This window comes from Flavobacterium sp., assembly GCF_039916025.1.
Lineage (GTDB): Bacteria > Bacteroidota > Bacteroidia > Flavobacteriales > Flavobacteriaceae > Flavobacterium.
The window spans coordinates 1-20,484 of record NZ_JBDSMB010000176.1 but is presented as its reverse complement, the minus strand read 5'-3'; the positions used below and the strand labels follow the sequence as shown (position 1 = coordinate 20,484).

Annotated in this window: 19 protein-coding genes; all 19 read right to left on the bottom strand. The window is 31.7% G+C overall.

Features of this window, described 5'->3' with window-relative positions; genetic code table 11:
- Position 1: 1 nt before the first annotated feature.
- Complete coding sequence (locus tag ABIQ27_RS13295; protein ID WP_348034405.1) at positions 2-652, bottom strand: acetyltransferase; 651 nt, start codon at positions 650-652, stop codon at positions 2-4.
- Positions 653-664: 12 nt separating this feature from the next.
- Positions 665-1,276: a sugar transferase gene (locus tag ABIQ27_RS13290; RefSeq protein ID WP_348034404.1), complete on the bottom strand. Its 612-nt coding sequence runs from the start codon at positions 1,274-1,276 to the stop codon at positions 665-667.
- A gap of 43 nt (positions 1,277-1,319) precedes the next feature.
- A complete protein-coding gene (locus ABIQ27_RS13285) occupies positions 1,320-2,471 on the bottom strand; it encodes a glycosyltransferase family 4 protein (protein ID WP_348034403.1) in 1,152 nt (383 codons plus the stop codon).
- Positions 2,471-3,541: a hypothetical protein gene (locus ABIQ27_RS13280; protein ID WP_348034402.1), complete on the bottom strand. Its 1,071-nt coding sequence runs from the start codon at positions 3,539-3,541 to the stop codon at positions 2,471-2,473. The genes ABIQ27_RS13285 and ABIQ27_RS13280 overlap by 1 nt, the downstream gene beginning before the upstream one ends.
- Position 3,542: 1 nt before the next feature.
- Positions 3,543-4,706 carry a hypothetical protein gene (locus ABIQ27_RS13275; RefSeq protein WP_348034401.1) on the bottom strand — a complete coding sequence of 388 codons (1,164 nt, stop codon included), beginning with the start codon at positions 4,704-4,706 and terminating at the stop codon, positions 3,543-3,545.
- Between the two features lies 1 nt (position 4,707).
- Positions 4,708-5,760 (bottom strand): acyltransferase, encoded by a 1,053-nt coding sequence (locus ABIQ27_RS13270; protein ID WP_348034400.1) that lies wholly within the window; start codon positions 5,758-5,760, stop codon positions 4,708-4,710.
- Positions 5,761-5,869: 109 nt separating this feature from the next.
- Positions 5,870-6,919 (bottom strand): glycosyltransferase family 4 protein, encoded by a 1,050-nt coding sequence (locus ABIQ27_RS13265; RefSeq protein ID WP_348034399.1) that lies wholly within the window; start codon positions 6,917-6,919, stop codon positions 5,870-5,872.
- Positions 6,916-8,106, bottom strand: a complete 1,191-nt coding sequence (locus tag ABIQ27_RS13260) for a glycosyltransferase (RefSeq protein ID WP_348034398.1) — start codon at positions 8,104-8,106, stop codon at positions 6,916-6,918. Before ABIQ27_RS13260 ends, ABIQ27_RS13265 begins: the two co-directional genes overlap by 4 nt.
- Complete coding sequence (locus ABIQ27_RS13255; protein ID WP_348034397.1) at positions 8,106-9,236, bottom strand: glycosyltransferase family 4 protein; 1,131 nt, start codon at positions 9,234-9,236, stop codon at positions 8,106-8,108. Before ABIQ27_RS13255 ends, ABIQ27_RS13260 begins: the two co-directional genes overlap by 1 nt.
- Positions 9,233-10,321, bottom strand: coding sequence for a glycosyltransferase (locus ABIQ27_RS13250; RefSeq protein ID WP_348034396.1), 1,089 nt, complete (start codon positions 10,319-10,321; stop codon positions 9,233-9,235). The genes ABIQ27_RS13255 and ABIQ27_RS13250 overlap by 4 nt, the downstream gene beginning before the upstream one ends.
- Positions 10,322-10,335: 14 nt before the next feature.
- A complete protein-coding gene (locus tag ABIQ27_RS13245) occupies positions 10,336-11,811 on the bottom strand; it encodes an asparagine synthase C-terminal domain-containing protein (RefSeq protein ID WP_348034395.1) in 1,476 nt (491 codons plus the stop codon).
- Between the two features lie 2 nt (positions 11,812-11,813).
- The gene (locus ABIQ27_RS13240) at positions 11,814-12,758 is read right to left on the bottom strand and encodes a glycosyltransferase (RefSeq protein ID WP_348034394.1); all 945 of its coding nucleotides are present in this window, start codon (positions 12,756-12,758) and stop codon (positions 11,814-11,816) included.
- 17 nt (positions 12,759-12,775) lie between these two features.
- Positions 12,776-13,474, bottom strand: coding sequence for an NAD-dependent epimerase/dehydratase family protein (locus ABIQ27_RS13235; protein ID WP_348034393.1), 699 nt, complete (start codon positions 13,472-13,474; stop codon positions 12,776-12,778).
- A gap of 32 nt (positions 13,475-13,506) precedes the next feature.
- Positions 13,507-14,952 (bottom strand): MOP flippase family protein, encoded by a 1,446-nt coding sequence (locus ABIQ27_RS13230; protein WP_348034392.1) that lies wholly within the window; start codon positions 14,950-14,952, stop codon positions 13,507-13,509.
- Between the two features lie 7 nt (positions 14,953-14,959).
- On the bottom strand, positions 14,960-16,204 hold the full coding sequence (locus ABIQ27_RS13225) for a hypothetical protein (protein ID WP_348034391.1): 1,245 nt from the start codon (positions 16,202-16,204) through the stop codon (positions 14,960-14,962).
- Between the two features lie 3 nt (positions 16,205-16,207).
- Entirely contained in the window at positions 16,208-17,275 is a 1,068-nt protein-coding gene (locus ABIQ27_RS13220) for a nucleotidyltransferase family protein (protein WP_348034390.1), read from the bottom strand.
- Between the two features lie 8 nt (positions 17,276-17,283).
- The gene (locus tag ABIQ27_RS13215; RefSeq protein WP_348034389.1) at positions 17,284-17,916 is read right to left on the bottom strand and encodes an acetyltransferase; all 633 of its coding nucleotides are present in this window, start codon (positions 17,914-17,916) and stop codon (positions 17,284-17,286) included.
- Entirely contained in the window at positions 17,906-19,048 is a 1,143-nt protein-coding gene (locus tag ABIQ27_RS13210) for a LegC family aminotransferase (RefSeq protein WP_348034388.1), read from the bottom strand. The genes ABIQ27_RS13215 and ABIQ27_RS13210 overlap by 11 nt, the downstream gene beginning before the upstream one ends.
- Positions 19,048-20,235 (bottom strand): UDP-N-acetylglucosamine 4,6-dehydratase, encoded by a 1,188-nt coding sequence (locus ABIQ27_RS13205; protein ID WP_348034387.1) that lies wholly within the window; start codon positions 20,233-20,235, stop codon positions 19,048-19,050. Before ABIQ27_RS13205 ends, ABIQ27_RS13210 begins: the two co-directional genes overlap by 1 nt.
- Positions 20,236-20,484: the final 249 nt, after the last annotated feature.

Sequence of the window (20,484 nt, the reverse complement as noted above, 5' to 3'; positions counted from 1 at the left end):
ATTATTCATTATCATGAAATTTTATTGGCTTAGCCGGAATTCCAACTGCTGTGCAATTTTCAGGTAAACTTTTTGAAACTACAGCACCTGCTCCAACTATTGTATTTTTTCCTATTTCTAATCTATTAATGATCTTTGCGCCCGTTCCAACATAAACATTTTCATGAACATTAACTTCTCCTGATATATTTACTGAAGGCATAAATGAACAAAAATTATCGATATGAGTATCATGCCCAACGGTACACATCAAATTTATAGTTACAAAATCTTCAATTCTAATATTGCAGGTAATGATGTTACCCGCACAAATTATTGTTCCTTTACCTATGTAAACTTCATCATTGCTAATAATAGCCGACGGATGAATAAGTGTTGGAAATTGAAGTTTGTCATTTACTAATTCCCTGATGAGGCTTTTTTTGGTTGTAGGCACTCCAATACCGAGTGCAACAAATGTCTCTTCTTTTATATTATTCAAATCCTCAATAGTTCCTAATATTGGAAAACCATTGATTATTTTGCCTTTTTCGATATTATCATCATAAAATCCTAAAAATTCATATTCTGGACTTTTCTTATTAATATCATCAATTATAATTTTAACTTCTCTTCCAAATCCTCCCGCGCCTATTATAACTATTTTTTTCATTTTAATAAATATTTAAATTTTATTAATTCCACTAAAAGGCTCTATAGTAGCTTCATTTGCTGCATTAATACCGTCACTTTTTATCACTTTTAGCATTGTTCTAAACAGTATTTTCAAATCTAAAATAAAAGAAATGTGCTCTACATACCAAACATCGTATTCGAATTTTTTATCCCAAGAAATCGCATTTCTGCCATTTACTTGTGCCCAACCTGTTATACCAGGTTTGACTTCATGACGACGATTTTGAAACTCATTATATAAGTGCAGATAATTTGTAAGCAATGGTCTTGGTCCAACTAAACTCATATCACCTTTTAAGACGTTGATTAATTGTGGTATTTCATCTAAAGATGTTTTGCGGACAAAACTACCAACTGCGGTTAATCTTTGCCCGTCTGAGAGTAATTGACCTGTTGCATCTTTTTTATCGTTCATGGTTTTGAACTTCACAATTTTAAAAATGGCACCGTTCTTTCCCGGACGCATTTGAAAAAAGAATGGTTTCCCGTTATTGGCAATAAAAAGTAAAATTGCAATTAGTAAAAATAAGGGCGATAGTATAACCAATCCGATTAAAGCTGCAAAAAAATCGGCTGTGGGTTTGACTACTCTTTTGTACATTCTTTTTTTGCAAAAATAACTATTAAATCTATAACCAAAAGAATTAATCCAAATTCTTATATTCCTTTAAAATTGCTTCCCAAACAAGCTTTTGTTCGTAACGCGACACTATCATTTCTCTGGCATTTGACTTTAGCTTTTTGAAATAATTCTCATCCGTTAGCAGCAATTCCATTTTTTCAATAATGGCTGAAGTATTCTTTACCGGAATAATAGTTCCGTTTTCTGCTTCTACAATAATTTCATTACAGCCATTTATATTGGATACAATTGCTGGTAAATCCATTGCTCCGGCCTGCATTACTACATTGGGAAATCCTTCGCGGTAGCTTGGAAAAATTAAAGCATCAGCGATTGATAGATACGGACGCACATCACTTTGAAAACCGGCAGTTATAATGGAATCATTGGTTTGAATTTGCTCTAATGTTAAAGGTAATAATGGATCTAAATGATTCTCATAATCTCCGACTAAAAGTAATTTTGCGTTTGGATATTTTTCATTTACTGTTTTAAAAGCTGCTACCATTTCATTGATTCCTTTATCAGCTACTAATCTGCCAATAAATATAAATACGAAATCGGAGGTTGCTATATCCAGTTGTTTTTTTAATTCCAGATTTTGAGTTTCGGAAAAAAGGGCTGGATTGAAATATACTGTATTTATTCCATTGGAACTTCCATTGGCAATTACTTTTAACTTAATAATTGGGCAATACTTGTTTTTTGTAATTATATCCAATAATCCATGTGAGTTTGGATAAACCTTTGTAGCGCAAGTGTAAGTTAGTTTTTCAACAAAATCTAAAAGTTTCCTTTTAAAGCCTGTCGCTTCCAATAAAGGCAATCCTGCTACAGTATGCAATCTGTGAGGCACACCAGCTAATTTTGAAGCTAACATACCAACAATTCCTGCTTTTGGAGTATGCGTGTGAACAATAAATGGCTTTTCTTTTCGTAAAAAAAAGTACAATTTAACTACTGCTAAAAAATCGCTTATTGGCGTTATTTCACGTGACATTTCAAGATGGAAAGTGCTGACTTTTTCTCTCGCACCCATTTTTTCTAAATAATCTTTATCTGCAGCTACAGCGATTACCTCATAGTAAGCATTCATAAACTGCAATTGATTAGAAAGCAACTTATCTAATGAAATTGGAATGGTAGTAATTCTGATGAGTTTTTGTTTTTCCATTAGTCTTTAGCATTTTTCAGTAGAAAACCCTGCTTAATAATACAAAGCAAAGCTATTAAAACAAAAGGCTGAAACATTATTTTGGTTCGCATAAAAATACCCAAATTAGCATAGCGTTGCACATAAATTAAACTGGAAATTAGTGCAAAGACAAAAGCTATTTTCATCCATTCCATGAAATCGATTTTGCTATAAAATCTTAACACAAAATAAAGCGCTGTTAAATAAATTAAAATAATCAATGCATTTTCAAAACTGGCTAACAAACTCAATGTGGCATAAGCATCAAAAAATAGCGGTTGGAAATTAAACACAAACAAACGATGGAAATAATTATACTCCAGCATAGGAACATAAGAACCCGAATTTTTAAACGACAGTATAGAATATTGATTGAAATATTGAATCCGGTTCCAATCTAAATATTTTATATGTGACAGTTTCAGGGACAAATACAATAAAACTGAGCAAAACGAAAAGAGAATTAGAAAGAAAGAAATTCGTTTTTTGATTGGATATTTCTTTTGGAATACTAACACAACAGCAACAGATGAAAGCAACATTAATGCTACGTGTGGACGAATGAAGATGAGCAATAGGCTTCCTATTATAAAGCCCGGCGTTAAATACTTTTTGGAAATCAAAGCATAAAAAACACTTGCAATGCCATAAAAAACTAACGGCTCTTTTCCCAAAGCGGCTGTCCAAAAATGAAGATTTGGAAGCAGGAAAATGAAATACAGTAAATTGATTCCTCTAAATTTAAAACTATCTCCAAAAGCAAGTTCAGCCCAATCAATAAATTTTAAAAAACCTAAAAAACCAATTGTACCATAAAGCAAATATCCAAACCAAAAAGGCAAGCCTAATTTAATGAATGGGAAATTGAGAAATAGTATGAAATTAGTATTTAAACCCGCAAAATCGAACCAGAAATATTTATTGATATTGAAGGTTTTTGCCCAATACAAATGAGAATCACCCAAGTGATTAAGCGCGTATTGATAGGATAGTATAGTAAAAACTAAATGGTAAAAGAAAAGAAATATTAAAAACTTTCTTTTTGCCATCTTAACCCAATTTTTTGTTTTTTCCTTTGAGGATTTGCTGCTTATATGAAAAAGACCAAAGGATAAAAATCAGCAATCCGGGCAAAAACATATTACGCATTCTAATCATAATTCCAATATTACCCAAAGATTGCGAGAATGCCAATGTACCTATTATTAAAAAAAAGACCATGCCCTGAATTACAAATGGCGCTCTTTTGAAAGTTAGGATTAATTTATTTCTGATAACAATAAAAGAAAGTATGAGCAACAATAAGTTTTCAAACGAAGCTATAATCGCCGGTACTCCATTAATATCAAAAAAGAAAGGGCGATACAAAAAGCTAAATACTTTTAACGGAAATGGATACGAAGAAATATCAATCGATGTTCCGACACTTGCCCTACTCAACAATTCGGCTTTATTTTGAGAAAATTTTTCAAGGCTTTCAGTAGTGGTTTCTTCAATTTTAGCAAATTCCATTACAGATGGCAAAATGGTGAAGGCTATACTTGCGATAACTCCAAAAAACAAAATGCGTTGAAAAAACGAAATCTTTGATGTAATTACATATGCCAAACCAAAAGCGAAAAGAATAAACAATGCTACGTGAGGCCTAACAAAATAAGCCAACATTAGACCTGTGATTAATAATGGAATACGTCTTATAGGCTTTAGGATACCATACATAAACATACCAATACAAAAGAAACACAGCGTGTCTTTACCAACTCCACAACTCCAAAAATGCAGGTTAGGCAAAAAGAATAAAGCAGGGAACAGATAATAGCCTTTAAACTTTGAATTATAAGGAATAACCGTTTTAGCGATTACATAAAAATAGGATAGGCCAATAAAACCAATCAAACTATACAGCATTGTTCCTGTAAAATAGGATAAGTCTAAGACATTTGCCGGGAAATAATTAAAGGCTCGAAAAAAATAAGTCCCTTTCTCTTCAGTTAATGAATAAATAAAATCATTAAAAGACATTGATTTTGCTTCTCTCCAATGCCCAATAGAATCACCGAATGTAAAAAAACAATAATAAACTCCAAAGGCTAAATGATAATAAAACAACTTGCGAAGCATCCTAATATCATAATTAGAAACAGAGGATTTGAAAGAGTTTATAAAGACTAAACCTAAGCCAATTATTAAAAGAAAATAAATGATATCTAACATACTATTGCTTCTTTATTAAATACGATTTTGTTTTGTTTAATAAAAAAACCTCAAATATTTTATAATAGATATATCCTATTATACAGGAAATGGTTATTACAAAAAGAATCACCAAAACAGCATAAGGCCACGCACTCGATTTTGGCAAAGACCTAATAACGATCATCTGTAACGGATTATGGATTAAATATATAGAATAAGTAGCATTTCCTATCAGCATAAAAATGGCTTTTTTTCTAATTTCGTAATTATGGTAAGTTATATAATAATAAAGTGTCAAAAATACAATAATAGAAAACTGAGTATTACTGAAGAATTTATAGAAACTAATTTTATAATAATAACAATAAAGAAACTCTGCAGTCAGTACTAAAATCAGTCCTAAAGTTATGTTTTTATTTACTTTAATTCCTTTTAAAATAAGCAGTGATAAAAAATAACCCAATAAAAACTCTAAATTATAAAGCGAAAAGATAGTCTTTAAAATTATATTGTATTGAATACTTTGATCAGATAAAAAATACACATTAAAAACTAAAATGCTAATAATCCAGAAGGCAACGAAATAATTCCACAGCTTTTTTGAAAAAAACATAATACTGAACAAAATGTAAAATGTGATTTCAAAAGTCAGTGTCCAGGCAACCGAAAGTGCTGGATTTCCATCGGGAAATAAAGTTAAGGTTGTTACCATACTAATAGACCTTTCTACCGACGAAAAACTGGGTATAAATGTATAAAGCAACAGCATGAAAATACCAATTGGCAGATACGGAATATAAATCCTCAGCACTCTATTGATAACATAATGTTTAAAAGCATCAGGCTGTTTTATTTTGAAATAGCTCGAATAAGAAATAATGAAACCCGAAAGCACAAAGAAAAAATCAACACCAAATTTTCCAAAATGCCCAATTAAAATCAAAAAGTCATTATCAAGATGATGGTAGTATCTTAAAGAACCTACTGAATGGTGAATTACAACCATTACAGCAGCAATTCCTCTAAAAATTTGCAGTACGTCTAAATATTGACTTTTGTTTTGTTTTTCCATTTCAAATTTCTTTGGAAACTAACCCACTGTTTAGTGTTAATTCCATAAGATTGGCTGATTCAGCAAGAGCACAAAAATAGCATTTTTTATAGTTAGAAAGTATACCATTTTAGAGCAAAGTTTTTAAATATTGCGGATTAGTCTGCTCCAGACTATATAATTTTTCTACTTTTTGCCTTCCTTTTTTTCCAAATTGTTCCCGAATGGCAGGATTTTCAATTAAAGTGATTAAAGCTTGTAGCCATTGTTCCTTTGTGGTTGCCAAAAAACCATTTATTTTTTCATCTACAACTTCAACATTCATCCCTACAGGTGATGCTACAACTGGAATTGCGCAGCCCATATATTGAATTAGTTTATACGAACATTTTCCTAATTCCCATGGTGTATTATCCAAAGGCATGATTCCGATATCAAAATTCCTAATCAATAAAACTTCTTTGTCTTCTGACCATGGAAAATAGTCAACATTTTTGGAAATCCCCAAATCTTCTTTGGCACCAATAATGTGGATTTTGCAATTGTATTTTTTTATAATTTCTTCAAAAACCGGCACTAATGGCTTAAGATATTTTAATGTTGATGGTGAACCAATCCAGCCAATTACAACTTGATTGGTTTGATAATTGTCTTTTATATGATATTGTTTTATATCAATTACGGTTGGAATAATGATGATATTTTTGGCTCCGGATACTGTCGCTCTTTGGGCTAAGTAATTATTTCCGGCAATTACAGCATGACTGTTTTTCATCACGTTATTGATTTTATTCTTTAAAAAAAACAAAATCAATTTGTTGTTGCTCAAATCGTAATTATGAAAAATAGCATCGTCATAATCAACAACATACTTTACTCCTAAACCTTTTAAAATAGATTCAAACCAACTAAAAAAGTAGGGGAACAATTCTTTTTCAATTACGACCTTATCATAATTGAAAATCGAAAAAAGAACAAAAAAACGTTTAACATAATACGATAAAATACGCAACGGACTTAGCTTCTTTTTGCTGTAAAGCGAATCAAGATACTGATCGTCAAATAACGGTTTATTGGTTATCGCAATATCATTCTCTTCTAAAAAAGGGAAATATTGATAACTCCTTAGTCGGCTGCTGGCGCCTTTCCGGCTGTATTTTGTTAGATAGAGGATTTTCATTTTAATTTATTCAAAGCTGCAATATAACTCTCAGCACTTTTTTCGATTGAGAAGTATTCTATTCCGGATTCACGGATTTTTTGATGGTTTACATCACTCAAATTTTCAACAAAAAGCAAAGCTTCATCAATAGCATTTGGATTGTCGTGATGAAACAAAAATGCATTAGGAACTTGTTTCATAATTTCTTCTGAATCGCCAATTCCCACTGAAGCAATAGTTGGAATTCCCATAAGTAAATATTCTCCAAGCTTAATTGGTGCAACGCCCTGCATACTGAATTTTGGTTCACGAATCGCAAAAGCAACATCGGCTATATTAAGGTATTTGGGCACTTCTTCAAAAGGCACTTTTTTAACGAGAATGCTTTCAGATAATTCAGTCGGAATTCTTTGCAATGCAAATTCAATATTTCCCGTAAGGATTAAAAAAAATGCATCAGTATGTTTTTGTTGGTATTTTTGGAATATTGTTATCATTTCATCCCAGCCATATTGAGCTCCTAAAGAACCACAATACACAAATACTTTTGAGCTGGCTTTTATGTTCAGTTCCTTTCTAAACTTAATTTTCGCTTCATCATTTGGTTTGAAAAAATCGGTGTTTCTTCCGTTCAGAACTACTGAGAACTTTTCAGGGTTTTTATGATGTATTGTTTTTAAATGAATATCAATCGATTTCTGTGAACGTGTTATGACGCCATTAGCCTGTTGCAGCATTTTTGTTTCTTCCTTTTTAAAAAATAGATATTGCTTGCTGGTTCGCGTTAAACCCGAAAAATCTACACGCTCCTCTAATGGAAGACCGTCAGCATCAAACAGCACTTGAAAATTACCTTTATTCAATCGGTTGACCATGACAGAAGGCATTGTACTTCTTGGCATCACAATATCAATGTTGTTTTCGGCTATGTATTTATTTAATAAATAAGTGCCTTTGTAAAGTGTGATAAAACTTCCTAAAATTGCTACTGGTTTTCTGTGAATTTTTATTACTGTGTATTTTATACCTAAAGCTGCCGCTTTTTGAGCAGTAACTTTAATACGCTCTGAACTTCCCCAGGTAAACTGTATTACATGAAATTTATAATTGCTTTTTGCCTTTACCGCTTGATAAATAGGCATAAAAAGCCCTTCCATATAGGTGGTTTGCGGGCCGTCCCATGTTATGAAAAGGATGTTTTTCATTAAATCTTAACCTTTTTTTGTTTGATAAGTTCTAAGTATAAACTTTCTATGTCTTTTACATAGCGTTCTTCGGTATAATTTTCCATAGCTCTTTCATAACCGTTCTGTCCAAAGGTTTTACGCAGATTTATATCATTACAAAGTAATTCAAGTTTAGCTGCTATTTCCTGAACATTATATTTTTCGACTAAAAAACCCGTCTTGTTATCTTCAACAATATACCTCATTCCTCCAACTCTGGTAGCAACTATTGGCAATTTATGCAACATGGCTTCGGCAAGTACCAATCCAAAAGCTTCATAAGCTGATACTAGACTAAAGATGTCAAAAGTATAATAGTAGTTACTGGTTTCATTTTGATAACCTGTAAATATTACATCATCTTCTATTCCTAATTCACTTGCCAGTTTTTTATAAGTGTCGATTAGCTTTCCTCCACTTACCAGCATAAGTTTAACTTTTAATCCTTTGTTGACCAATAAAGCAAAAGCTTTTATCAAATCGGAATATCTCTTGTGTTCATCCTGAGCCATTCTGCCCACTGAACCAATGATTATCTGATCTTCACTAATATTAAACTGCTTTTTTATAGCATTAACTTTTTCAATATTTATTGCCTCTGGCGTAATCACACCATTATTAATCAACTGAACTTTATTCTTAGATATCTTCAATGTATTAACTAAATAATCTGTTGATGATGGAGAAACTCCAATAAACTTATCGGCTGGCAATGATAATAGTTTGAGTAATAAATGTCCTTTCCATCTTCTGTTTTGCGGGTCTGAAGTTTCTTCAAGGATAATGATAGGCACCCGTTTAAAAAATCCATTTATGGAAGCCATTGTTATACCCTCGAAAACAGCTCCATGGATTATATGTGGCTTATAATCATCAATAACTTTCATTACTTTTTTATGCTGTTTTACATTGACAACAGAATGTAAATCTCCAATCACAATCACTTCAACACCATATTTAGCAAACTCATCCGGAAAAGGTCCGGCAGCATGAGCACATAAAATCTTTAATTCAAATTTTGTGTTATCAAGAAGTTTGGCCAATGATAATCTTCGACGTTCAACACCTCCAGACATTATAGTATCCAAAACATGTAAAACTCGTATCATTCTTTATTTTTTTTATACATAGTCATCAGCAGGTTGACATGATTTTGCAAAGAAAAATTTTTCACAACAGTTTCTTTTCCTTTTTCCGCAATTTCCATACGCTTATGATTTCCTATTTTAATGATATAATTTATTTTATTAAATAAATCATCGTCATCATTTACATTTACAATCCAACCATTTTTATCATCCTCAATCATCTCTTGTGCAGCACCAACTCTTGTAGTTAATGAAGGAATTCCGCAATACATAGCTTCGGCTAATGAATTGGAAAAACCTTCGGTAAAAGAAGTCAACAAATACAAATCGGCCTTTAGTAAATAAGGATATGGATTGTCCTGAAAACCCAAAAAAGTCACTGCGCTTTCAATATTCAATTCCTTAGTCATTTTCTTTAAATGATTCATCTTGCTACCATCGCCAAGTATTGTGTAATGAACTGGTAAATTTAGTTCAATTAACCTTGCAACAACTCTTAAGATGCTATCTATGTTTTTTACTTTTTCTAATCTTGAAACAGAAATAAGATTGAAAAATCCATCCTCAGTTTTTATGCTTTTTGGTAATTCAGGAAAAATTACCGGATTGGGTATTTGTTTTAGCTTTTTTGCTGAAACATTATTATGATTTCTCAAGTATTCTATTACTTCAATCGAATTTCCAACAATATAATCGGTCAATAAATATATTTTAGAAAAAATGATTCTCGCTGTTTTGCTTTGATTCGGAATACCTACTTCTTCTCCAATTATTATTGGAACGCCTGCTAATTTTGCTGCTAAAATGCCATGAAAATTAGCTTCAGAACCAGAAGTATGCACAACATCCGGTTTTTCTTTTTTGAAAAATCGAACTAATTTATAAAGGGTTATGATACTTGGAATTCTATAGGAATAATTGAAACAAATTACGCGCTTTCCATTGTTTTGTATAACTGCTTCGGCATTTCCTCCGTGATTTAAAGCACAAAATAACCACTTGTTTTGATCCTGATGCGTTGAGATATTAATTAATCTTTTCTCAATACCACCAAAATCTAAAAAAGTCGTTAGTCTGATTATCTTTATTTTAGAAAGTGCTTCCATTCAGTTTATAGAGATTATTTTATAAGACTAAGCTTTCTTAAAAAATATCCGGCTTTGTTTCTTGAATACCTCTTCATGTATTCATAGATGATGGAATATTCATTAAACTCAGCTTTTTTAAGTTGCGGGTTGCCTTTAACTTTATACAATCTAGACATTTCAGCTAAACTAGCCAACCACGCTACTTTTTCAGTGTAATACAAACTATTCAATGGAAAATATTTAATCAATTTGAACAATATTTCTATTGATTTGTATTTAAAAATCCCCAGACTTTTAAACTCTTCCCTCAATACCATTTTTTTGATATCCTCTAAAATTTCTTTTTGAAGTATGTGTACATAAGTGTGATGACGTTTTAAATATTCATCGGGAATTCCAGTTTTTTCTCCATACTTCAATCCTGTTCTTGCCCACGGAATGTCATCAAGCGGCGTAACAAATTCTAACAACATATGTTTGTATATATCATCGTTTCGTTTATCCGGATGGATTGTCCACATAAAACTATACACATCAGGATGCGAGAAAACCTGATAGAACTCCATTTTTTCATTAAACAAATCCATACATGGATTTAGCATCCTACGCATATAATGCAGCTGATAGTCTAATTCATTTTGCATATACTTTTCGTCACGCGGGAAAAGTTTATGATAGGATGTAACGTCATTTTCAATCTTTTTTATGGAATCTTCGAAAACATCATCACGAAACAAACTGCTTACGTTGTGTATGTTCTTTAAAAGCGGCTCGACATGTCGAATGTTTTTCCCACCAAACTCAGCTCTGCCAACACTATCTCCATAACTTCCGGCAAGAATTACATCAAAATCATTATCATCCCTAATTTGTGGAATTGCATGTAAATGCATCGGAGAATATTCACAGCCATAAATAGCTGTTTCCCTGATATTCTGCAACAAGCCTTCTGCTGTGACCGGATAATGCTTCCATTCCCAGTTTAATCTTTCGGAAATTTTTTTTGCATAAATTACGTCGCGGGTATTTGAGTTTCCCCAGGTTACAGCTGTTACTTTTAGGTTGCTGACTTTATTATTTTTCATTAAAAAGTCTAAAGCTCCGGCAACCATTCTGCTATCCATTCCGCCACTTAGAAGAATGCCTATACTTTTTTTATCACCAACATAAAGTGCTATTTCATCACATATTTTTTGGAATAAAATTTTCGCAATTTCCTTTTCTTCTATATTCAGAGAACCGTGTTTTGGGGCTTCATCATATTCCCAATGGTTAAAATCTGTATTAGGTTTTGCAAGCCATGGTGTTTTGTTGAGATTCTCGATTACGGTTCTGTCACCAAGAAAAAATTCTTTATTCAGCATTTCTATAGCTGCTGCAGGATCAACTACTTTTTCGCCGGGAAATTGCGCTATAGCTTTAGGAAAGTTTTGATGGATTTCAAACTTGCCTTCTTTTGTAAAATAATATGGATTGTTATACCCTAAATAGTTGTAATTCCTGAACATATTTACTTGATCATTAATTTTATCAATATCTTGCTTCTGTGTTCTAAATTCAATTTCTTCCCGTATTCTTTGTATTTACTCAATCTAACTTGTTTCGATTTAGTTGTGGAAAAGTAACTGTGTAATAATTGATATGCACATAATGACTTTAAGTTATCCAAAAGCGAATGATATTTATGGTTTGTAAATTCATCAAAATCATTCAGAGTCATCATCGTGTTTTCAAACTTTTTCTCTTTAAAAATCATATCTTTATCCTTAATCGCAGACCATGAATTGTCGGCCATTGTTCTATAAACCGTCATTTCATCTTCTAAATATCCAATTTCTCCATTTGATATTGCCAGCAAGGCTAAAGGAAAATCATTGACAAAGCAATTAGTAAAATACTTTGGCAAGTTTTGCGTTAGTTCTCTTTTGAACATTATTGAAGAAGTACAGGAATAGGCAGCACCTCTGCTGATAAAAACTTCTTTAGGTACAATTTGCTTATCCTTAAAAAGTTTATTTTTTGGATACGTATTAAAATTTGAGTTGTTATCCAGGGTTTTTGCGCCATGAAATGTAAACACAATTTCATCATTCGATTCCATATAATCAACTTGCTTTTGCAATTTTAAAGCATCTGACCAATAATCATCTCCATCACAAATGGCAGTATATTTTGCTTTGGCTTGTTTGAATACAAAGGCAGTGTTATTGACCATTCCCAAATTATTTTCCTGATTGTAATATCGAATGTTATGAACGTTATTATCTTTTTTGATGATATCTCTAATAACTGAATCCGTATTGTCTGTAGAACAATCGTTGGATATTATAATTTCAAAATCAAAATTGGTAGTTTGGTTCAGTATATTTTCTAAACATTTTTCAATATAAGTTTCGTGATTATAGCTTATGACAACTACCGAAACCATCAATTGATTTATATCTTTATTTTGCATTTAGTTGTAAGATGAAATTATTTTTTAAAAGCATAATCAGAATAATATTTATCAAGTAAATATTCAAGGTAAAGCTCTTTATTTAATTTATTGTTCTTCAGAAAATATTCTTTTGCAAGGTCTAACTCAATGTTATATTCCTGCCCGCTGTCTTCAAATTTTAATTGAAGTTGTTGGTTTGTAAATTTTTCAATGGCACTTACGATGTCAATTATTGAAAAATTAAACAAATAAGCAAGATTTACGGTTCTGTTAATTATATTCTGATTGATAATGTTTATTGTAATTTGCTTTAAATCTTCTACGTCAATCAGATTTCTTTTTGCGTTTTTTTGAATTACTATTTCGTCCTTATCTATGGCTTTTTTGAATAGATAATTTAAAAGAAGATTAGGATTTCCCTGTTTGCCAACTGCATTGCTAACCCTTAAAATAAGGTATTTTTTAGCCTTTTCTTTAATTAGATTTTCAATAAACAGCTTGTGACTAACATAATGGCTTGCGGCTTTGGAAGAATCATATACGCTGCAAGTCGAAAAATATACAAACAAGGATTTTTTATTAGCTTCCAAAGTTTGTTCAACCAAATTCACTTCTCTTAAAAAAGAATTTTTATCAGTCTCTAAGGAATTGGAAACTCCGGAGGCAAATATCACAGTATCCATGTTGTCAAAATCATGGAATGTTTTTGCTATAAGTCCGTTTCCTATTATCATTTGTAGAATTTAAATTGAAATGTTTTTCAAAATTATAACTTATTCCTTAAAACACCTGCACATTTATCCATTACTGTTTTCAATATTTCTTTCTCATAATAATAAATAAAGCCAAAATATATTATTGAACCCGATACTATTTTAATTATGAAACCTGTCAACAAAGAAAAATTTGTAAAATAATTTATAAGGAAAAGGCATAAAGCCATACCTAAAGTACCCAGAACACTACCTTTTAAAGTTAAGAAAACTTCTAACAGCGTTGTGTTAATTTGCTTGATAGCTGTGGAATAAACAGGGTAAAACAATAAAACGCTTGCTATTAAATAAGAGAAAGCCATACCTTTTATACCAAAGTTGACTCCGATAGTAAACGCGATAATCAATATAAAATTGACTATCAATGAGATTCTAAAAGCAATGTTTGCTTTTGCCAATGAATTATATATCATTCCGTTTAAAAACAATATCGACTGAAATGAACCAATTACGCTAAGAATAGAAAGTAATGGTATCATACCTGCCCATTTATCTCCAAAAAACAACAGCACAAATTCTTTTGAAACCAAAGATAAACCTATCATGGCCGGAAACGTTATTAGCGAAATGTACCTGATAATCAATAAGTAATATTTTTTTAATGCTACTAAGTCGTCTTGCTTTTTGGCAAAAGCAGGAAACATTACTTTTGTAATTACGGCAGATATATTCCGCAATGGCAATAACATTAACGAATAAGCTCTCGTATAAAGTCCCAAATCTGTACTACCCAAAACTCTGGCAATAATAAAATTGTCGAAATTCCGCGACCAATAATTTACGGTTGTGTCTCCTAAAACATTCAATCCAAAACGTGATAATTCTTTTATTTTGGCTTTATTAAAAATAAACGATGGATACCAACTTGTTGAAAACCAATACAGGATTGAATTTATGCTGGAAGTAACAATCGTCATCCACACAACAGACCAGACACCATAATTGTTGAATGCTAATATAAAAGCAACGGTATAACCTATAATAACTGAAATCCAGTTTATAATGACTTTTTGTTTAAACTTAAGTTCTCTAATCAGTAGATTGGATTGAATCGAAGTTAATGAAGAGATAATAAAAGACAAACAAATAACCCGAACCAGAATTGTTAACTGAGGTTGTTTAAAAAAAGTACTTAATAATGGAGCTGAAAAAAAAAATAAAGCATACAGTAAACAGCCAATTCCAAGGTTTAACCAAAAAACAGATGAATAATGCTCGTTGTCAGCATCCTTTTTTTGAATTAAGGCGGTTCCAAAACCCATATCAATAAATAATGCTGCAAAATTTGTAAAAATAGTTACCATACCCACAACCCCAAATACGGATGGTGGCAAAATTCTAGCTAAAAAGATTCCAAAAATAACAAAGAGCACCTGTGATACTATTTGATCGCCAAACGACCAAACTAAGCTCTTTTTAACTTTGGTTTTTAAATCCATTATGTTCTTAATTTAATATGGTTGCCCAGTTTTCGATAATTTTATCACTGAAGAAATACTCTTTAATCGCTTTTTTGTTACCAAAGGCTTTGAGTTTCTCATTATCAAACCCTGAATTTAATTCATCTATCTTATCTGAAAGCGACTCAAAATCATCGGCTTCGTGATAATATAATCCCATTGTTTTAAATGTTTTATAAGGTAGCCATGAACCTGTGATAACTACGTTGTTTGCATATAACATTTCGGTCATCGTACCGCTTAACGCATCGGAAATGGGCATGTGAATAAAAATATCAGAAGCTAATCTTGAAATTGCCAGTTCTTCTTTTGAAAAAAATGTTTCTAATAGTGTGAAAGATATTCCTGTTTGTTCCAACTGTTTTACCAATTTATTTTTATAGGACAACCGATTATCATTATCTAAAGCGTAATTCAGGTTAACAATTAAATGGACTTCGCTTTTGTGATGAATCGAATTAAAAGCTTCTATTATTTTAAGATGATTGTTAAAAACACTTCCATTGTGGCCAATTAATATGTTTCTTTTTGAGGAAGAATACCCATATTTAATTTTGAAATCAGAAATCAAATCTTTGTTATCTCTTGCTGAATCGATATCATTATAAATTTTTTCGTCAACCGGAAAAACGACGATTCTTATTTTATCACTCAAATGCCTTCCATATTTAGAAAGAATAATTTCTTTTAATTCAAGAGATTGGCAAGTTATGATATTGGCTCTGCTCAATGCTTTTTTGACAAAATAAAAATTAAGGATATCGCTGGTTCTAAGTAAATCTGAACCCCAAAAAGTACATACAATTTTTTTGTCTTTTGGAATCAAAAAAAGCTCGCGCAGATAACTATACTGCAAAAAATGAAAATGAAAAACATCAAAATCATTAAAATTATTATTTGTCAAAAAGAAAGCTTTCGCTTTTATTTGAGCATAAAGGAAATGGACTGATTTCTTAAACTTTTTTTCAACTAAAAGAATAAAAAAGAAGGTTTGATATGTGTGCTTATCAATCAGAATCAAAAAAAACGACTGAAGAATTGAAAGAAAAGATGGTTTATTGGAAACTAGATTATTATCATACATCCAGGAATCATTTTTCACATCCTTGTTGAGCTCTCTAGCAAAAGGTGCTGAAATAATGAAAGTATTGTCAAAAGATTTTAATTTTGAATATAAAAAAGACAAGAAATTATTTTGGCCGATTCCTAAAACCAGTATTTTTTTACTCATAATTTATCTTTTAGAAATCTTTTCCTGAGTTTTATTATACTCTGCCCATTCGCCAGTATCCAGCCAAGAGCCTTCGCTTACCGGAAAAACCCCAACTTTTTTTCCTTGCGATTTTAGTTTTTCTATTAAATGAGTAATATGAAAGAACTCGCCATCAGGAATTTCATTTAAAACTTGTGGCTCTAACAAATACATACCCGTATTTACCAAAATCGATAAATCGGGTTTCTCTTTTAGTGATAAAAGCTCTCCACCTTCACCTGTTTCTAATGTTCCATAAGGAATTTGATAATGCTTTATGGCTGCAACTATAGTTAATTCATTCTTTTGTTCGTTATGAAAATTTAGAATCTCTGCATAATCCTGTTCAATAAGAATATCGCAATTGGTGACAAAAAAAGTTGTGTTGATTTTATTTTTCAATAAGCTCAAACTACCAGCTGTACCAAGCGGTTTATCTTCCGTAAAAAAGGAAATGCTTTGTGGCAATTTCAAATTTTCAATATAAAACTTTATCAAATCGGCTTTATAATTTACAGACACAAAAAAGTCATTGCAATTATATACCGCAAAGCGGTCGACGATTTCTTCAAGCATTGTTTTTTCTCCAATAGGAATCAAAGGCTTTGGAAGTACATTTGTCAAAGGCTTTAAGCGTGTTCCAAAACCGCCTGCCATAATAACCACCGATAAATTTAGTTGCTGATTCGGTGTTGGTTTTTTATTTTCAAAAATATCTTCCCAAAAATAGACTTGTATTATTTCGTTGTTTTCAGAGATAACCGGACACATTTCCATTCGGAAATCGATCATCATTTGCTTAATAGATTCAAATGAATCGGTTTCTTTGCCGACTTTTATATTGGGTCTTAATATATCCTGAACTAATGTCTGTAATGGTTTGTTTTGAATAATGGCGCGTTGAATATCACCTGCACTTACGATTCCTTTAAAAATGGAGTTATCGAGAATAAGCAAAGACTTTTTATCAATTTTATCCATTAATTTTAGTGCTTCAATCAGAGTAGCATTTAAATGGATAATTCTTTCTTTAAAATGTTCTATTTCCATAAATCGCTTTATTTAAGTATGATTCTGCCAGGATTTCCAACTACTGTTTGGCCATCTTCTACATCATTAATAATAACGGAACCCGCGCCAATAATCACATCTTTCCCAATTGTTACATCTTGTTTAATCACAGCATTGGCTCCAACAAAACTACGCTCACCAATTTTTACATTTCCTGCCAAAACAGCACCCGGAGCAATATGAACCGCATCCGAAATAATACATTCATGCTCAATGATTGCACCCGTATTGATAATACAAAAATTGCCAATTTGTGCCAACGGATTGATGGAAGTGTTTTTGCTGATAAAATTTCCTTTTCCAATCAAAACATTATCAGAAATTGATGCTGTTGGATGGATTACATTTAATATTTTTTTATTTTTTGATAAAATAAAATGCGCTATTTTATATCTGATTGCATTATCGCCAATCCCTAAAATGAAGGCGTTTTCAGAATTCCAACCGGCAAAATCTTCTTTATTTTCATCACCAAGATATACAAGATTATATGGATTTTTAATCTGTTCATTTATTTCTGAATAATATTTCAGGTTCATTTCAGAAGCTAATGCAGCATCTGAAACGACCAGTCCGTGACCGGAATAACCAACGATTATTATTTCTTTATTATCTAACACTACTTGGTATATTTACAATTCTTTCTTCCAGAAAACGGGCATTTTTTTGTTCATCTTTTTGGCAATCTTTATACATTGGCAATCTAAACATTAATTGCCAAATTGGCCTGGTCATCACCTTCGAATCGTTAGTGAATTTCAAAAAAGATTCTCTTTCTGATTTGTTTTCTAACTCAACGCACATTAACCAATAATTTGCTTTGGAATTGGGTGTTTCGGTTCTAAAATTAATTCCTTTGGATTTAAAAAATGCGTGATATTCGAGAGCCAGTTCTCTTTTACTTTTTAAAAATAAGTCTAATTGTTCTAACTGTGCGCATGCCAATGCCGCATTTAAATTAGGCATCCTATAATTGTAACCTATTTCATCATGAAAATATTCATACGGATGTGGAATTTTGGCAGTTGTTGTTAAATACTTACCTCTTTCTCCTAAATCTATATTATTAGTTACTAAAGCTCCGCCACCACCTGAGGTTACAATCTTATTGCCATTAAATGAAAAAATACCCACATTCCCAAAACTTCCAGTTGGTTTATTTTTATATTCGCTTCCAAGAGATTCTGCTGCGTCTTCGACTATCGGGATTTTCCAAGTATTGCAAATAGCAATAATTTCATCCAAGTGAACAGGAAAACCAAAAGTATGCATAGGCACACAAGCAGCTATTCTTCTACCGGATTTTTTATTATAACAACCATCTTCTCTTAAATCTCCATATTCTAAAAGGAAATTTTCAAGAGCTTTTGGTGACAATCCCATTGTATCCAAATCGACATCTATGAATACCGGATGTGCATTAGTATAAGCAATGGCATTTGCTGTTGCCACAAACGTAAGCGCTTGTGTTAGTACTTCATCATTGGTTTTTACGCCAACAAGTTGCAACGCTATTTGAATTCCGGCTGTTCCGTTAACGACTGCTACAGCTTTTGAAGTTTTTGTAATTTCAGACATTAAGCCTTCAAATCGGTCAACATAAGCTCCAACTGAAGACACAAAAGTTGTATCTATCGTATCAATAAGATATTCTTTTTCTTTACCTCTAAAAACTGGAGCATGCAATGGAATAAAATCATTGTTGGGATAAACTGCTTTTATAAAATTAACTATTTCTGAATAATCTCCCATTACATTTTGGCGTCTAAATATTTACCTGTTTCTTTATGATTAAATTCAGGAATCATATAATTAAACAGGGTAACTAAATCTTCTTTTGACCATTTTCGTTTGGCCTTATATTCTGTTATAGTCTTTGAAAAAATATCAATTTTGTCATTTTCAATAAAGGTTTTGCTTTTTATAATACCTAAATTTTTAAAGCGATTCATATTTAATACTTCGTTGTCAGTAAAAAATTCTTCAAAATCCTTTTCCCCTGTGGTATCACTTTGAGTAAATAAACAAGGCCATTTTTTATCCAGTGATTGACTTTCGGTTTTATGACGTGCTTCTTCTTCTGTCTGGCATTCGTCAACTTCATATCCTAAAGCGTTCAAATATTTTTTGGCAATTTCTGCAAATGTAATAAGATGCAAACTTTCGCTGAGCTTTGGAAAAAATATATCGCCGGTTTCTCCGAAAATACATGACATCAGGCAAAGTTCACCCGCTTCCTGTGGAATAACAAAGTATCTTTTGATATCATTTGGAGCAACAATAGGCTGTTTTTTTTGAATTCGCTGATTGAAGCCATGCAACAACGAACCATCAGAAAAAGCGACATTGGCAAAACGGGCAGTTGAAATAACAATATCATTGCTATATTTCATTAGAAACATTTCCATTATTTTTTTTGAAGCACCCATCATATTTACAGGGTTGGCTGCTTTATCTGTAGAAACACAAAAATATTTTTTAGTCCCTTTTGCAATAGATTGCTTTATGGTTTTTTCCGTATTGAAAACATTCACATCAATCATCCTCATCAAGGTGAAAGGATCTTTTTCACTTCGGACATGCTTTAGAGCAGATAAATTTAATACATAATCAAAATCGCCATCAGATTCGATAAAAGCATCATATTCTATTGAAGAAATATCTAATGCAAATGTTTGAAAATCTCCGTTAATATAGCCAAATGAGCTTCTTATATCTCTGACAAGTTCAACTAAATTATTTTCGCTAATATCGACTACATGCAATTTCTTAGGGTTTCTTTTAAAGATTTCTTTCGTTACAGCTTGTCCTATAGAACCAGCTCCTCCTATAACAAGAAAGGATGATTTTGAAACAATATTTTCTAGTGCTTCGCTATTGTTTGCAATATCTTCACTGAATAAAGCTTTCGACCTTCCTATTAATTCAAGAACATTCATTTATGTAATTATTTATAAAAACAAAAGTACTTCTTTTTATTATTACAGCAAATATTAAAAAACTCACAACAGTCAACCAATAAAAAAAAGACCCTCGATTTCTCGAAGGTCTTTTTGTTTATATTAATCTGTTGATTATCGTTTGATAACACGAAGTGTTTTAACATCTTCTCCTTGTGTTACAACAACGTTGTAAACGCCACTTGGATAACGATCCCCGATTTTTTGCTCAACGATGTCTGAAGCTCT

Excerpts from the sequence above, each read along its gene's own strand:
- ABIQ27_RS13295 (WP_348034405.1), bottom strand. The coding sequence starts at position 652 with ATGAAAAAAATAGTTATAATAGGCGCGGGAGGATTTGGAAGAGAAGTT.
- ABIQ27_RS13290 (WP_348034404.1), bottom strand. The coding sequence starts at position 1,276 with ATGTACAAAAGAGTAGTCAAACCCACAGCCGATTTTTTTGCAGCTTTA.
- ABIQ27_RS13285 (WP_348034403.1), bottom strand. The coding sequence starts at position 2,471 with ATGGAAAAACAAAAACTCATCAGAATTACTACCATTCCAATTTCATTA.
- ABIQ27_RS13280 (WP_348034402.1), bottom strand. The coding sequence starts at position 3,541 with ATGGCAAAAAGAAAGTTTTTAATATTTCTTTTCTTTTACCATTTAGTT.
- ABIQ27_RS13275 (WP_348034401.1), bottom strand. The coding sequence starts at position 4,706 with ATGTTAGATATCATTTATTTTCTTTTAATAATTGGCTTAGGTTTAGTC.
- ABIQ27_RS13270 (WP_348034400.1), bottom strand. The coding sequence starts at position 5,760 with ATGGAAAAACAAAACAAAAGTCAATATTTAGACGTACTGCAAATTTTT.
- ABIQ27_RS13265 (WP_348034399.1), bottom strand. The coding sequence starts at position 6,919 with ATGAAAATCCTCTATCTAACAAAATACAGCCGGAAAGGCGCCAGCAGC.
- ABIQ27_RS13260 (WP_348034398.1), bottom strand. The coding sequence starts at position 8,106 with ATGAAAAACATCCTTTTCATAACATGGGACGGCCCGCAAACCACCTAT.
- ABIQ27_RS13255 (WP_348034397.1), bottom strand. The coding sequence starts at position 9,236 with ATGATACGAGTTTTACATGTTTTGGATACTATAATGTCTGGAGGTGTT.
- ABIQ27_RS13250 (WP_348034396.1), bottom strand. The coding sequence starts at position 10,321 with ATGGAAGCACTTTCTAAAATAAAGATAATCAGACTAACGACTTTTTTA.
- ABIQ27_RS13245 (WP_348034395.1), bottom strand. The coding sequence starts at position 11,811 with ATGTTCAGGAATTACAACTATTTAGGGTATAACAATCCATATTATTTT.
- ABIQ27_RS13240 (WP_348034394.1), bottom strand. The coding sequence starts at position 12,758 with ATGCAAAATAAAGATATAAATCAATTGATGGTTTCGGTAGTTGTCATA.
- ABIQ27_RS13235 (WP_348034393.1), bottom strand. The coding sequence starts at position 13,474 with ATGATAATAGGAAACGGACTTATAGCAAAAACATTCCATGATTTTGAC.
- ABIQ27_RS13230 (WP_348034392.1), bottom strand. The coding sequence starts at position 14,952 with ATGGATTTAAAAACCAAAGTTAAAAAGAGCTTAGTTTGGTCGTTTGGC.
- ABIQ27_RS13225 (WP_348034391.1), bottom strand. The coding sequence starts at position 16,204 with ATGAGTAAAAAAATACTGGTTTTAGGAATCGGCCAAAATAATTTCTTG.
- ABIQ27_RS13220 (WP_348034390.1), bottom strand. The coding sequence starts at position 17,275 with ATGGAAATAGAACATTTTAAAGAAAGAATTATCCATTTAAATGCTACT.
- ABIQ27_RS13210 (WP_348034388.1), bottom strand. The coding sequence starts at position 19,048 with ATGGGAGATTATTCAGAAATAGTTAATTTTATAAAAGCAGTTTATCCC.
- ABIQ27_RS13205 (WP_348034387.1), bottom strand. The coding sequence starts at position 20,235 with ATGAATGTTCTTGAATTAATAGGAAGGTCGAAAGCTTTATTCAGTGAA.